At 62.3% G+C, this 13823-nt stretch carries 11 protein-coding genes and 1 pseudogene; 6 read left to right on the top strand and 6 right to left on the bottom strand.

Going from position 1 to position 13823, the window contains the following annotated elements:
- Positions 1 to 33: 33 nt before the first annotated feature.
- Both ABFX56_RS04915 and ABFX56_RS04910 read right to left on the bottom strand, forming a co-directional pair.
- A pseudogene (locus tag ABFX56_RS04915) lies at positions 34 to 282 on the bottom strand (enolase C-terminal domain-like protein); the annotation flags it as partial.
- 331 nt (positions 283 to 613) lie between these two features.
- The gene (locus ABFX56_RS04910; RefSeq protein ID WP_346232146.1) at positions 614 to 1657 is read right to left on the bottom strand and encodes a Gfo/Idh/MocA family protein; all 1044 of its coding nucleotides are present in this window, start codon (positions 1655 to 1657) and stop codon (positions 614 to 616) included.
- 470 nt (positions 1658 to 2127) lie between these two features.
- On the opposite strand from ABFX56_RS04910, the gene uxaC reads away from it, so the two are divergent.
- The 3 genes from uxaC to ABFX56_RS04895 all read left to right on the top strand — a co-directional run bounded on the left by uxaC (position 2128) and on the right by ABFX56_RS04895 (position 6183).
- Positions 2128 to 3534 (top strand): glucuronate isomerase, encoded by a 1407-nt coding sequence (uxaC, locus tag ABFX56_RS04905; RefSeq protein WP_346233152.1) that lies wholly within the window; start codon positions 2128 to 2130, stop codon positions 3532 to 3534.
- Complete coding sequence (locus ABFX56_RS04900; protein ID WP_346232145.1) at positions 3531 to 4976, top strand: mannitol dehydrogenase family protein; 1446 nt, start codon at positions 3531 to 3533, stop codon at positions 4974 to 4976. Before uxaC ends, ABFX56_RS04900 begins: the two co-directional genes overlap by 4 nt.
- Positions 4977 to 5106: 130 nt before the next feature.
- A complete protein-coding gene (locus ABFX56_RS04895) occupies positions 5107 to 6183 on the top strand; it encodes a LacI family DNA-binding transcriptional regulator (protein ID WP_428834400.1) in 1077 nt (358 codons plus the stop codon).
- A 5-nt stretch (positions 6184 to 6188) separates the two neighbouring features.
- Here ABFX56_RS04895 and ABFX56_RS04890 read toward each other — a convergent pair whose 3' ends face one another.
- Genes ABFX56_RS04890 through ABFX56_RS04875 form a run of 4 tightly spaced genes read right to left on the bottom strand, consistent with a single transcriptional unit; the run spans position 6189 to position 10386 of the window.
- A complete protein-coding gene (locus ABFX56_RS04890; protein WP_346232143.1) occupies positions 6189 to 7085 on the bottom strand; it encodes an ABC transporter permease in 897 nt (298 codons plus the stop codon).
- Complete coding sequence (locus ABFX56_RS04885) at positions 7085 to 8014, bottom strand: ABC transporter permease (RefSeq protein ID WP_346232142.1); 930 nt, start codon at positions 8012 to 8014, stop codon at positions 7085 to 7087. The genes ABFX56_RS04890 and ABFX56_RS04885 overlap by 1 nt, the downstream gene beginning before the upstream one ends.
- Positions 8014 to 9159 carry an ABC transporter ATP-binding protein gene (locus ABFX56_RS04880; RefSeq protein ID WP_346232141.1) on the bottom strand — a complete coding sequence of 382 codons (1146 nt, stop codon included), beginning with the start codon at positions 9157 to 9159 and terminating at the stop codon, positions 8014 to 8016. Before ABFX56_RS04880 ends, ABFX56_RS04885 begins: the two co-directional genes overlap by 1 nt.
- 27 nt (positions 9160 to 9186) lie before the next feature.
- Positions 9187 to 10386: an extracellular solute-binding protein gene (locus tag ABFX56_RS04875; protein WP_346232140.1), complete on the bottom strand. Its 1200-nt coding sequence runs from the start codon at positions 10384 to 10386 to the stop codon at positions 9187 to 9189.
- Positions 10387 to 10830: 444 nt separating this feature from the next.
- Here ABFX56_RS04875 and ABFX56_RS04870 point away from each other — a divergent pair, with 444 nt between their 5' ends.
- From ABFX56_RS04870 to ABFX56_RS04860, 3 genes are all read left to right on the top strand, one after another.
- Positions 10831 to 11658, top strand: a complete 828-nt coding sequence (locus ABFX56_RS04870; RefSeq protein ID WP_346232139.1) for a sugar phosphate isomerase/epimerase family protein — start codon at positions 10831 to 10833, stop codon at positions 11656 to 11658.
- A complete protein-coding gene (locus ABFX56_RS04865; RefSeq protein WP_346232138.1) occupies positions 11655 to 12740 on the top strand; it encodes a Gfo/Idh/MocA family protein in 1086 nt (361 codons plus the stop codon). The genes ABFX56_RS04870 and ABFX56_RS04865 overlap by 4 nt, the downstream gene beginning before the upstream one ends.
- A gap of 94 nt (positions 12741 to 12834) precedes the next feature.
- Positions 12835 to 13821, top strand: coding sequence for a LacI family DNA-binding transcriptional regulator (locus tag ABFX56_RS04860; protein ID WP_346232137.1), 987 nt, complete (start codon positions 12835 to 12837; stop codon positions 13819 to 13821).
- Positions 13822 to 13823: the final 2 nt, after the last annotated feature.

Below are 13823 nucleotides of genomic sequence, written 5' to 3'. Positions count from 1 at the left end.
GGGCGCGCAGAGACAACCGAGAAGCCGGCGGACCTACCAGTCGCGCATGGAGCCGTCGATGAGCAGGCGGTTGACCGGCAGGTAGGCGGGCGTGTACTTGAACGAGGCCGCCAGCTCTTCGTCGTACTCGACGCCGAGGCCGGGGTTGTCGCCGGGGTGGAGCAGCCCGGCCTCAAACGTATAGCTGGTGCGGAATACCTCAAGGGTGTCGTTGGAGTGCTTCATGTACTCCTGGATACCGAAGTTGTTGATCGCGATGTCCAGGTGCAGGGCGGCGGCACAGTGATTTCGAAGTTCACTCCGCGGCCGAGCGGCTTCTCGAGGACGTCGGGAATCCAGTTCCGGCCAACGCCAATCTGCTCGAGCATGACGTGCGCTGTTCCGAGCGTGAGATAGCGAAGCCCTCCTTCGGCCTGTCGTAGCAAACCGTGAATCCGCGCAGCGTGACCCAGAAGTCGAGCGTCGTTCTGAGTGGGGGACGGCGCTGCGCACGTAGTCGATCAGCTGCTCGGTAATGAGCGTCGGGTAGCCGATCGGTTGAAGCCTTGCCGACTGAGACTCGGCGGCAGTCGCAACCTGGCGGATGGTGGTGATACGGCTTTCCCCAGTTGAATCACAGTTCATCATCGAACTGAGCACCGACTTGACGGCGAAGTTCATCCAGCACTGTCATCACCATCACACTGTCGGTGAGGCTCTGGAGTGGGGACTCGGTTAGCCCGGCGTCGAGATATCGGGCCATCGCCGCGGCCTGGAACACCATGCCTTCACGGCCGGGGAACCGCTGGTCGTTCCATTCAAGACACTGCCGACCGTCGGGGGAGACAAGGCGCAGTGGTGCCGGATTGTGAAAAGGCTCTCCCAGCTCGATTCGGTTCAGGCTTCCATTGATGTCCGCCCGGATCGCAGCCTCGCCTCGCCAGCTGGCATTGAGCATGGCGCGTGACCCCGACGATGTCGTGAGTACTGCGGATACAGAATCCTCGACACCTGACGGCGCCAGTGTGCCAGAGGCCTGCACGCTGGAGAACTCTCCGAGAAGCATGGCGGCAAGTGAGAGGGGGTACACCCCGATGTCGAGAACAACGCCGCCACCCAACAGCGGATTGAACAGGCGATGGAGTGGTTGATACGGCGTGACAACGCAGTACTGCGCCACGACGCTGTCGATGTCCCCGAGCACGCCGTCACATATCAGCTGGTCGATAATCTGAAGCTGCGGGAGGTATCGCGTCTTCATGGCTTCCATGACGAAGACTCCCGCATCCGTCGCCTTTCGCTGCACCTCGCGCGCTTCGGTCGCCGTGCGCATGAAAGATTTCTCGACCAGAGTCGCTTTGCCCGCCTCGATGCAGAGCAGTGTCTGGTCGTAATGCTCGCTCATCGGCGTCGCGACATAGATCGCATCGACTTCGGGGTCCATCACGAGGTCGGCGTAAGAGGCATGCGCTCGGTCGAGGCCGAATCGCCCGGCGAACGACCGTGCCCGATCCAGGCTCCGGGAGCCGACGGCAACGACCTCCTGATTTGTGTGCGCGAGAAGGGCTGCAACGAAGTCCGCCGCGATGAGACCGGGGCCAAGGATGCCCCACCGCAGCGACGGTGCCTCCCGAGGATCGAGATATGGCGGCGCCGGCAGCGCGCGGGGAAAGGTCATGATTGACGACTTAGCAGATTGAATCCAGCGAGTGACGTCCCCTTCGATCTCGCTGCGAGCGCCGCTTCGCGAAGCGTGGAACGTTCCCTCAGCATCGACGCGCCGGTACGTGCGCGCGCGAAGAGGTCAAGCTCTCTCTGGACCAGAGTGCCCGAGAGCCGGTCGGCACGCAGCCAGTCCTGCGCCAATACCTCGATCGGGTGGGACGCGAGCTCTCCAGCGTTGCAGCGCGTCGTAGGCCGCGGCGACGATGATGTCACCGGACTCGCACACGGTGGAATCTGGTCGATCATCCCCAGGCTGACAACAACGGATGTTGCCTGTGCCGTGCTGTGGTGCACCACAGTTTCTCCTTGATTGTTTCCCCCGCTGGCCGTACTGACAGGCTGACGCGTCTCCCAAAGGCGATATCCAATCCCAAGGTTTGGCAACCGATTGACAATTCTATCGCGCCCCGATTCAATGAAGGGGTGCCAACGAAACTCGAGTTGAATCCTGACCGACTCTTTCCTGTCGACCCTGCTTGCCGGGAGATCGCGCGATCTCTCTATTCCCGCGTCGCAGAACTGCCGATCATCTCGCCGCATGGGCACGTCGACGCGTCGCTACTGTTGGAGAACCGGCAATTCTCCAACCCAGCAGAACTGTTCGTGTCGCACGATCACTACATAACGCGACTGCTTCACGCGGCTGGGGCGGATCTCGGCTCGCTGGGCGCGGGATCCGGTGTTCTCGTTGACCCGCGGGCGGCGTGGCGTGTGCTCTCATCCAATTGGGACCTGTTTGCAGGCACCTCGTCCGGCTACTGGCTTACCCACGAATTCGCAACGCTCTTCGACATCGAGCTCGAGCCATCTGCCGAGACGGCCGACGCCCTATACGACGCGATAGCGTCGCAGCTCGCGCTCGACGACTACCGTCCTCGTTCCCTTTTCGATCGGTTCAGAATCGACGTGCTGGCAACGACGGACGACCCCATGGACGATCTGGCGGCGCACTCGGCGTTGGCAACCGATCCGACGTTTCGTGGGCGAGTCCTGCCGACGTTTCGTCCGGACGCGTATCTCGATCCTTCCGCAGCGGGGTTCGCTGGGCGGATTTCGCGTCTCATGGAGTGGGCGGGGGAGAAGCCGGACGACTTCAGCGGCTACCTGCGCGCGCTCGAGGGTCGCCGCGCCTACTTCATCGAACGAGGTGCGGTCTCGGCGGATCACGGCGTGCGCCAACCGTTCACGGTCGACCTCGACGAGCTGGATGCGGCACGGCTGTTCCAAGGTGCCGTGGCCGGTCGCCTGACGCCGGCGGATTCGCGTGTATTCGCCGGCCACATGTTGTTCCAGATGGCCAGAATGAGCACGAACGATGGGCTGGTCATGACGGTTCATCCGGGCGTCTACCGGAATCACTCGAGCTCCACTTTCGATCGGCTCGGTCCGGACACCGGCCACGACATTCCGATCGGCGTCGAGTACACCCAGAATCTCAGGCCGCTGCTCGAGGAATTCGGGTTGAACACAAACCTTCATTTGGTGCTGTTCAGTGTGGACGAGACAGTGTATTCGCGGGAAGTCGCGCCGTTGGCGGGGTTCTACCCGAGCGTTTTCGTCGGCGCGCCATGGTGGTTCCTCGACGCTCCCGATTCGATCCAGCGCTTCCGCGCGGCTGTGACGGAGACGGCGGGGTTCTACCGCGGCTCAGGATTTATTGACGACACACGTGCGTTCCTGTCAATTCCTGCACGCCATGACATGGCGCGCAGGGCAGACTCCGCATTTCTGGCGCGACTGGTTGGAGAGGGCCGCGTCGGGCGCGCTCAGGCGGAGCGGATCATCGTCGACCTGGTCGACGCAATCCCGCGGAGAGTGTTCAAACTATGACTTCGAACACGACCGTCGCGATTCCGCTGTCATGGTCGGCTCTTCAGAACCGCGATGGCCAGGCGGGACGTCGGGCGCCAATCCGCATCGTGCACCTCGGGCTCGGTGCATTCCACCGCGCGCATCAGGCGTGGTTCACCGATCAATGCGATCCGAATGCCGAATGGGGAATCGCTGCATTCACGGGCAGAAGCCCGCGGGTGGCAGAGTTGCTCGCTCCTCAGGACGGGCTCTTTCACCTGGTGGAGCGGTCAGCGACTGGTGATCGGATCACCGTGGTCCGGAGCATCGTCGAAGCGTGGGACGGCGGCCGGCTGGACAGGCTCATTCCCCTGATCGCCGCAAAGTTGACGGCAATCGTCACCATGACGATCACCGAGGCCGGCTACCGCCTGACTGCGGACGGAACTCCAGACCAGAATGACGAGGTCATGGCGCGGGACGTCGCCTGGCTGGATGCCCGGCTGACCGCCGCAAAACTGGAGTACTCCGACGACGGGCCAACTACCCCGCTCGGTCGGCTGCTGCTGGGGCTTGAGGCTCGCCGGAGAAATGAGTCCGGCCCGATCGCGATCGTGCCGTGCGACAACATGCCTAGAAACGGACACCTCGTTGAATCAGGTCTCCTCGCGCTGGCAGACCGAGCGAGCGTGACGACAGCGCGCTGGATCCGTGCCAACGTCTCATTCGTGTCGACCTCAGTCGACCGGATCACACCTGCGACGACCCCGGCCGACCTCGAGCTGGTGACGGCAGCCACCGGATGGATCGATGGAGCTCCCGTCGTCACAGAGCCGTTCAGGGACTGGGTGCTGAGCGGCACGTTTCCGGCCGGACGGCCGCAGTGGGAGAACGGCGGAGCCCTGTTCGTCGAGGATGTCGAACCGTTCGAGCAACGGAAACTCTGGCTTCTCAATGGTGCGCACAGCCTGCTGGCCTATGCGGGAATTGCTCTTGGCCACCTGACCGTCGCATCCGCGATCGCGGACGAGCGCTGCAGGGAGTGGGTGACGGAGTTCTGGCAGGAGGCACGTCGGCAGCTCCCGATCGCCGCGGCAGAATTGGACGCATACTGCGTCGCACTTCTGGATCGCTTTGAGAACGTCAGGATCGAACACCGACTCTCTCAGATCGCCATTCAGGGTGTGGCGAAACTGCGGATCAGGGTCGCTCCGATCGCGATCGCAGAACGGCAGGCAGGCCGGAGCGCCGAAGGGTGCGCGCGCGCGATAGGCGCATGGATTGCCCTGCTCATCGGTGGACGCGACCTTGTTGATCTGGACTCCGCCAAAATCGCCAGAGCGCTTGCCTTGCGTCCCGACGAGGTGGTCCAGAGCCTGCTTGGGCTCCTGAGCGAGACCTTGGCAATGGATGTCGGCTTTCTCGAATTGGTGCGCTCCGCGGTGAGTTCGTGCAACCGGTTGCCAGATCAGTCGGTATAGTTGCGTTGTTCCGGTGAGCCGACGGAGTCTGCACCCGAAAGGGGCGGTTGTAGATGGGTATCCTTGACTCAGCCCGAGGTGTGGGTATCGTCACATCGTCAGATGCCGCAACGATTTGCGATGAGCGGAAGTGGGTAGTGCGGTGTCAACTGGGGCCGATAGCGAGAAGTCCGTATCAGTGACCGCGCGCGAGGGCAAGCCGAGGAGATCGGAGAGGCTCGCGCCCACCATTTACGACATCGCGCGAGTTGCGGGGGTGAATCCGTCAACCGTTTCCCGTGCGCTGGGCAAGCCGGGCAGAATCAGCGCCAAGACCGAGGAACGCATCCGCGATGCGGCGGCGAAGCTTAACTATCAGGTGAATCCCATGGCGCGGGCACTGCCAACCGGAAGAACGAACACCATCGCCCTGATCGTCGCCGACATCACGAACCCCATGTTCTTCGACGTCGTCCGGGGCGTCGAGCGAGCCGCGGTCGACAAGGACTTCACTCTGCTGCTGGCCGAGTCCGCAGAATCCGCGGACAACGAGCTGCGGGCGGCGGCGCGGCTCATGCGAGTCGCCGACGGAATCATGCTCGTGACCTCCCGACTGGATGATGAGGCGATCGTGCGACTCGCGGAGCAGAAACCAGTGGTCGTGGTGAATCGCGAAGTGGCAGGCGTCCCTGGCGTGGTCGCCGACGTCGACTACGGCATCGCAGAAGTCATACGCCATCTCGTCAGCCTCGGCCACCGTTCTATCGCCTACATCGCCGGGCCGACACGATCCTGGATGTCCGAGCGGCGATGGAAGAGCATTGAACAGCGCTGCGAATGGTCGAACGTGAGCGCCATCCGGATCGAGGCAGGGGTGCCAACCGTTGACGGCGGTCGAGCCGCGGCCACCGACGTTCTGGCGTCTGGTGTGACGGCTGCGATCGCCTACAACGACCTGATGGCCATCGGACTCATGCAGGAGGTCATCGAGGCCGGACTTTCCATCCCCACGGATCTCAGCATCGTGGGCTTCGACAACATCTTCGGCTCCGACTTCACCACGCCGCCGCTCACCACCATCATGTCGCCATTGCGCGACGCAGGAGCATTGGCCTTCGCTCAGCTGCTGAATGACCTCGACGGCAAAGCATCCTTCGATGTCCCATTGTCAGACGCCCTTGTCACGCGCTTGATCATTCGGGGATCGACTGGGCCAGCACACCAGTAGGTCGGTTACTCTTTCCGGCCGGCGTCCACTCTGGCCACGAGCTGCGTCGGGTTCACCACTCGCAGGGCGATGATCAGGATGATCATCATAGTGAGCGAGTACACGACCGACATCGCGGAGACCGCCTGGCGCGAAACCGTTCCCCCCGCTGCGGTCATCGCCCGATAGAGGGTCACGACCAGGGTGTCCGTGTCGGGCCCGGAGACGAGGAAGGTGAGTTCGAAAAGCCCGACCGTCCGGACCAGCACCAGAACGGATGCCGCCAACAGGCCAGGAATCAAGAGGGGCATCAGGATGCGCAGGAAGAGCGCGCGCGTGTTGGCTCCGCTCATGCGGGCCGCGTTTTCGATGTTAGGGCTGATCTGTTCGATGAACGGCGTCATGGTGAGGATCACGAAGGGAACGGCTGGCACGATGTTCACTAGGATCACCCCGAGAAGCGTTCGTCCCAGCCCCAGGTTGTACATGACCGTGGCAAGCGGGATTCCGTAAGTCAGCGGTGGCATCAGGATGGGCAGCAAGAAGAGCACCGAGATCAATCGTTTGCCCGGAAAGTTGCGCCGTGCCAGCTGGTAGGCGGCGGGAACCCCGATCAGCGCCGAGACGATGACGACGGTCAGAGCGACGACGACCGTTACGATCACGACGTGCCCCAGGTCGAAACGCTCCCATGAGTTGTTGTACCAATCGGTCGTGTAGCCCTCTGGTAACCAGGTGCCGAACCACTGCTTGGCGAACGAGTCCGTCAGCACGCCGAACAGGATGCCGAACAGCAGGATGAAGAACGCAGCGACCGCGAACCAGACCACCCAGGTGGTGGGGGAGGCGACGAGACTGCGCTCGCCAGGCAAGCGGCTGCTCGGCTTTCCGAGGCGCTTTCGAGACGAGGTTGCGATGGCCATCAGCCTTTCCCTCCGGTTGGGCCCTTGTAGAGCATGGATCGCCCGAGCAGCACGACCGCCACGACAACGAGTTCGACGACTCCAAGCATGAGCGCGATCGTCGAGGCCATGGGGTAATCGTTCTGCTCTCCGAATGCGCGGAAGGCAACGAGCGAGATCACACGGGTTTCGCCGAGCGCGTCACCAACTAACCGTGCCGACGGGAACACACTGAATGCCAGGACGAAGGTGAGGATGAAGGTGGTGGCGAGACCGGGTGCGAGCAGGGGAAGGATGACGCGCAGGAAACGCTGACGCCAACCGGCTCCAAGGGTTCTGGCGGCAGACTCGAGGCTGGGGTCGATCCCAGACAGGTATGACGACACGAGGAGGAACGCGAACGGGAAACCGCTGATGATCAACGACAACAGAACGCCGGTGTAATTCATCGTCAGCTGAAGCGGCGCGCTGATGATCCCGGATTCCAGAAGCGTGCGATTGAGCCATCCCCCAGGTCCGGCAAAGATCAGGAGTCCCTGTGACGTGAGAACGGCGCCAAGGGTGATCGGCAGCACGAGCATCGTCAGCAGGAACCGCTTTCCGGCGAACGACCCGCGCAACTTGAACGCAATGGGAACCGATACCAGGACGTTAATCAGCGCGGCCGGCAGCGCGAGCCGCAGGGTGATCCAGACTGTGTCGAAGATGAAAGGGTCGGTGAAGAACGCCACGTAGTTCGCAAGGAAGCCACCGCCCCACTGCTCCTGCATGTCGGCGGTGGGCTGCACCGTCAGGCCGATTCCGTAGGTGAAGGGATAGACGAACAGAGCGATTGCGAACAACAGCGCGGGCACCAGAAGCAATAGGCCCTTGTCGATCCCACGCTCCGCGAGGCGGTGGGTTGCGCTAGCAACGCCAGGCTGTGCCTGCTTCGTCGACGCTGCAGCCATTAGCTGCCCACCTCATACGCGACCAGGGGATCCTCCTCGAGCATCGTGGACGGATCGCTGAGGTCGACGCTGAACACCAACGCCCGTCCCGCGGCAACCGTGAGCGTGACGGAGCCGGATGTCGGGGGCACCTCCTTGTAGTGCACGTGAAGCGTGTCGCTGGTGGCTGTCGTGACTTCCACGGCGTAGCCGCTGCCCTGGTATTCCAGTAGTGACACTTTGGCGTCGATCCTGTTGCCGTCGAGTGCGACGCCGCGCTGTTCGACGTCCGCAAAATCCTCAGGTCGGATCGCGAGTCGCACCGTATCGCCGACGCGCACTGCTTGCTGTGCTGTCGCGTTGATGCGCATGCCACCGCCGGACACGACGACCGCGCGGCCGGCGACGGACTCGACGACGGCGTCGATCAAGTTGCGGTAGCCCATGAAGTCCGCGACGTACCAATTTCTGGGCGTGCGATGCACCTCTTCCGGGGTTCCCACCTGCTGCACTCTGCCCTCGTTGAGCACGACCAAGCGGTCGGCCATCGACAGCGCCTCTTCCTGGTCATGGGTCACATAGACCGTTGTGAGGCCAAGCGACTCATGAAGCTTTCTGATCTCGGCGCGCATTTCCAGCCGGAGCTTGGCATCCAGGTTGGAGAGCGGCTCGTCCATGAGAACGAGCCGCGGTTCGAGGATCACCGCTCTGGCAATCGCGACTCGCTGCTGCTGGCCACCGGATAGCTGCCCCGGCAGCTTGCTCGCGTGAGCCTCGAGTTTGACGAGGGCGAGCGCTTTGTCGACGCGACGCCGAATGTCGGCTTTCGGAACCTTGCGCATCTCGAGGCCGAACGCGATGTTCCGCGCGACGGAGAGGTGGGGGAAGAGCGCATAGTTCTGGAACACCATCCCGAAGTCGCGCTTCTCGGGGGGCAACGTGTCCACGCGCGCCCCGTCGATCATGATTCGCCCGCTCGTGAGCGGAAGAAGTCCGGCAAGGCAATTGAGCGCTGTTGACTTGCCGCACCCTGACGGTCCGAGCAGGGCGATGAACTCGCCCGCCCGGATCGTCAGGTTCAAGTCTGACAGGGCGCGTGACCCACCAAAACTCCTGCCCAAATCCTGCAACTCAAGACTGGTGAATTGTGTCGACTTGATAACCATTTTCTTTTCCCTACTAGATCCTGCTGACTAGTTTCCGGCGCCGATTCTGCGGTCCCAGATGTCGAGTGCCTTGACGACGACCTCCTGGGTCGGCGGTGCGACGAACTTAGCCGAGGCGGTCGCTTCCGCGTACCAGTCTCTGTTGAACTTGTTCAGTAGATCCTGGGTTGCCTGTGGAGCCATGTCGAGGGTTGCACCCTCAACGACGGGTCCTGGAACATACTGTCCGCCGTTTGCCGTCATCGCGTTGATCTCCGGCTTGAGCATGTACTGGATGAGCATGAGCATCGCCGACATCTTGTCCGCAGAGGCACCACGGGTCACGAGGGCATAGTTCGGGTCCATCATCCACGTGGTGTTGTCCATGGGGTAGGTTTCCATGTACTCCGGAACCTGTCCGCGAGCGCGTGGCCCGACATCCCATCCGGCACTCGACGGCATCAGGGTCCAGGTGCCATCGGCCAGGTTGGTCATCGATTGGCCCGTTGAGGTCGGGTAGTTCTCGATGTACTTGCCGAGTTCCTCGAGGTAGGTCCAGGTCTTCTCCCAGCCGTTCACGGGGTCGTTGGGGTCCTTGTCCCCGAGGATGTACGGCAGTGCGAGAAGGAATGTGCGCCCAACGCCGGAGTTCGCCGGCCGTGAATAGCCGAACTTGCCGGGGTTAGCCTTTGCCCATTCGAGCACTTCTTGCGCGGAGTGCGGCAGTTCGGTGACCACCTTCGGGTTATAGGTCAGGATGGGACCGCAGTAGCACCAGACGACGTTGACGCCGTATCCCTCGGTCAGGGCCTGAAGCTCTTGTGCCGGCTCGATCAGGTTATCGATGTTGCTCAGCCGGTCCGCGTAGTCGGTGGCGATCGGAGCCCAGATATTATTCTTCATCCCGGCGGCGAGCCCGGAGGTTCCCGTGATCACTAGATCGGTCTTGATGTTGCCCGTGTCCACCTGGGGCTTGAGCGCGCTGACAATATCGCCCTCTGAGGCCGACTCCCACGTGACGCTGGAGATGACATCCGGGTGCTCCTTGATGAACGCGTCGATCATCTGCTCGACGGCGATCTTGCCACCGCCGTCCAGGATGTTGAGGGTGACGGGAGCCGATGGCTTGTCCGGCACGGACATTGCCGGCTCATCCGGCACTTCTTTGCTGGGCGGAGCACACCCGGCGGCGAGAAGGGTAACGGCTGTTGCGGCGGCAACGATCAACGTTGTTCGGGTAAAGCGCATGTCTATTCCTTTCATGACTGTGATTTGGTGTGCCTAGCTGCCTGAAGAATCTGTAGGCGGACTAGAAGCGAATGCCGGAAACGAACGATCCACGCCTGCGCCTCCTCGTGCAGTCGGCGCTTCGCGCCGCTTCAGATCGCTCCAGCTTGCAAGGTCTTGCACACGATGTCAAGGTAATCGCAAGAGTCCGACTGAAATCATCGGCTTAAGGCGATGTTATCGATAAATCCGCCATAGACACCCAGCGCGGACGCGATCTCAAATAGTCATCCGGGGCTGCTCATACGGGGCGGAGGAGGCATATGGGCACGCTTTTCTGACTAATTGATGAAATCGTTTGTATCACTTGTCTCAGTGTGGTTATATGGGGGCACGTCAGCGGGCTCACCACAACGCGCGTATCCAGGCAGAGGCGGTTCGAACGCCAACAAGGAGGTCAGACCCGTGTGGAACTTGTCAGGGTTCTCGGATGAGATCGCGGCGGACTTCGAGGAGCAATGCAGCCACATTCGTGGTCTTGGCATGAGCTATCTAGAGTTCCGCAGCGCGTGGGACACCAACGTGCTGGCGCTGTCGGACGATCAACTCGCCACGGTCAAGCAGACGCTTCAGCGCCACCAGCTCACGGTGTCCTGCATCGGATCGCCGGTGGGGAAGTCCTCGATCGAGGGAGATTTCGAGCCGGTGCTCGAGCAAATGAGAACTGCGGCGAGGATCGCCGGAGAGCTGGGCACACGGTACATACGGATCTTCTCGTTCTATCTGCCCGAAGGGGCGGATCCTGCGAACTATCGCACCGAGGTGATTCGCCGACTTTCTGCCCTTGCACAGATCGCCGAAACTCATGGGCTCGTGCTCCTGCACGAAAACGAGGTCGGCATCTACGGGGACATTCCGCAGCGTTGCCATGATCTAGTGACGAGCGTCGATTCTCCGCACTTGCGGCTTACCTGGGACCCGGCAAACTTCGTCCACTCCGGCGTTGCCCCATTCGACGACGGCTACGCCCTTCTTCGGCCCTTTGTGGAGTATCTCCAGATAAAGGATGCCGTCGCAGCGACCGGGGCCGTTGTCGCCGCGGGCCGGGGTGACGCGCAGGTCGCCCAGACGATTCGTGCGTTGCATTTCGACGGTTTCGACGGGTTCTTCTCGTTGGAGCCGCACCTGGGTCGTTCCACCGGCTTCGGCGGTTTCTCGGGTCCAGAGCTGTTCAGCGACGCGTGGGGGGCTTTCACCTCACTTGTCACAAAAGAGGGGATTGACATTTCATGAGCACCACACCAGTCAAGTTCGCGATTGTCGGCGCCGGAGTCATCGGCAGGTGGCATGGACTCGTCATGAGCGAGATCGACGGCGCCGCGCTGGTCGCGGTCATTGACACGGTGCCGGAGCGCGCTTCGGCACTGGCAAAGGCGCGGGGTGGTAGCGCATTCACCTCGCTCGCGGAGGCGCTGGAGCACGTGGAGTTCGACGCGGTAGCCGTGTGCGTTCCGAGCGGCATCCACGGCGAGATCGCGATCGAGGCACTGGACGCCGGCAAGCACGTGGTGGTGGAGAAGCCGGTCGACATCGACCTCGCTAAGGTCGACCAGTTGGCGGACGCACACCGCAGGGCAGGCACGGTTCTCACTGTCATCAGCCAGCACCGCTTCGACCCATCGACGGAGGTGGTCTTCAAGGCTATCGCCGACGGCAGGCTCGGTCGGCTCACGTCCGGAATCGCGAGCTGTGCGTGGTGGCGATCCCAGGACTACTACGACTCAGGCGATTGGCGCGGTACCTGGGAACTTGACGGTGGCGGCGCCCTGATGAATCAGAGCGTGCACACCATCGATCTGCTCCTCGCTGCCATGGGCCGCCCGGTCGAGGTCTTCGCGTATGGTGACACTCTCGCGCACAGTGGAATCGAAGTGGAAGACACCGCGGTCGCGGTGGTGAAATTCGAAAGCGGAGCACTGGGGGTCATTCACGGGACCACTGCGGCATATCCGGGCCTGAGCGCGCGGCTTCAGGTGCACGGTGACAAGGGCTCCGCTGTTATCGACGACGACCAGCTGGTGTACATCCATGCGCATGATGGTCGCTCATTGTCCGACCTGGGTGGCGGCGCTGGTACCAATCAGCTGGAGGAGTTCCAGCACGCCGTACCCCGGCGAGGCGCCGGGGTGACCGGCAGCAGGGACCCCGGAGCACTGTCCGATGCGCACCACTACCAGTATGCGAACTTCCTGGCCGCGGTGGCCGGCATCGAGAAAGTGAGAGTGGGTCTTGCGGAGTCCCGCGCGGCATTAGCCGTTATCCTCGCGATATACGAGTCGACGAGGACCGGTCAGCCCGTTTCACTGCATTCATAGGGCAGAAGGGAAGCCCCGGAAAAGTGCGCCGCCGCCGCTTCATCGTCCTCAGGTGTGGATGCGGCGATAATCTAGAGAAAAAGTGAAGTGAACGATGGTAACCGTCCGTGATCTGGCCAGGATGACTGGGGTCTCGACATCCACTGTTTCGCGGGCGCTCACACACCCGGACAAGGTCGCACCGGCAAAGCGGGAGCACATCCAGCGGGTTGCCGCCGAACTTGGATATCAACCCAACCTTGCCGCGCGCGGTCTCATCACCGGGAAGACCGGCAATATCGGCCTGGTCGTTCCCGACATTGAGAACCCGGTTTTTGCCGCCGTCGTGAAGGGCGCGCAGAGCCGGGCCCGAAGAAACGACTACGCCGTCTTCATCGCAGACACCGAGGAAGACGCGCGCCTGGAGTCCGAGTTCGTTTCCTACCTGGCGCAACAGGTGGACGGTCTTGTGCTGTTCTCTTCCCGGATGTCCGATGAGGCGCTCCACCAGCACGCATCCAGGATCCCCATCGTGCTTGTCAATCGCGAGTCCGAGGGGATGCACGCACTGACGGTGGATAATGTCGACGGGATGCGCCAGGCGCTCATGCACTTGCATGCACTCGGTCATACGTGTGTTGCTTACGTGTCCGGTCCGCGCGACTCCTGGTCGGACAAGGCGAGGACCCGCGGCTTGCGTGGGGCAGAGGCCGAACTTCCGGGAATCGAGATCCTCGAAATGGGCCATTTCGCGCCGGTATTCGCTGGCGGGGTGGCCGCTGCAGATCGGGCAATCGCCAGCGGCGCCACTGCCGTTGTGTGCTTCAATGACCTGATCGCCCTTGGCGTTCTGAGCCGCATGACCAGCCGCGGCATCGCTGTCCCTGGCGACGTCTCCATAATCGGGTTCGACGATATTCCGGCGGCAACGCTGGTGTCGCCCGCGCTCACGACGCTGGCCGTTCCGCATCGCCAATTGGGCAAAGAAGCCATCGACATGTTAATCACGGAGATCATCGAGCCGTCCGTCCCGAAGGCGACCCGCACCCTGTCAGTCGACCTGATCGTGCGAGGCTCCTCCGGAGCGATTGACCGGCGTTGATG

The organism is Parafrigoribacterium mesophilum (genome assembly GCF_039652555.1).
Lineage (GTDB): Bacteria > Actinomycetota > Actinomycetes > Actinomycetales > Microbacteriaceae > Parafrigoribacterium > Parafrigoribacterium mesophilum.
The sequence above is the reverse complement of the archived record's forward strand: the minus strand, read 5'-3'. Positions and strand labels throughout refer to the sequence as shown.

Excerpts from the sequence above, each read along its gene's own strand:
- ABFX56_RS04910 (WP_346232146.1), bottom strand. The coding sequence starts at position 1,657 with ATGACCTTTCCCCGCGCGCTGCCGGCGCCGCCATATCTCGATCCTCGG.
- ABFX56_RS04900 (WP_346232145.1), top strand. The coding sequence starts at position 3,531 with ATGACTTCGAACACGACCGTCGCGATTCCGCTGTCATGGTCGGCTCTT.
- ABFX56_RS04890 (WP_346232143.1), bottom strand. The coding sequence starts at position 7,085 with ATGGCCATCGCAACCTCGTCTCGAAAGCGCCTCGGAAAGCCGAGCAGC.
- ABFX56_RS04885 (WP_346232142.1), bottom strand. The coding sequence starts at position 8,014 with ATGGCTGCAGCGTCGACGAAGCAGGCACAGCCTGGCGTTGCTAGCGCA.
- ABFX56_RS04880 (WP_346232141.1), bottom strand. The coding sequence starts at position 9,159 with ATGGTTATCAAGTCGACACAATTCACCAGTCTTGAGTTGCAGGATTTG.
- ABFX56_RS04875 (WP_346232140.1), bottom strand. The coding sequence starts at position 10,386 with ATGCGCTTTACCCGAACAACGTTGATCGTTGCCGCCGCAACAGCCGTT.
- ABFX56_RS04865 (WP_346232138.1), top strand. The coding sequence starts at position 11,655 with ATGAGCACCACACCAGTCAAGTTCGCGATTGTCGGCGCCGGAGTCATC.
- ABFX56_RS04860 (WP_346232137.1), top strand. The coding sequence starts at position 12,835 with ATGGTAACCGTCCGTGATCTGGCCAGGATGACTGGGGTCTCGACATCC.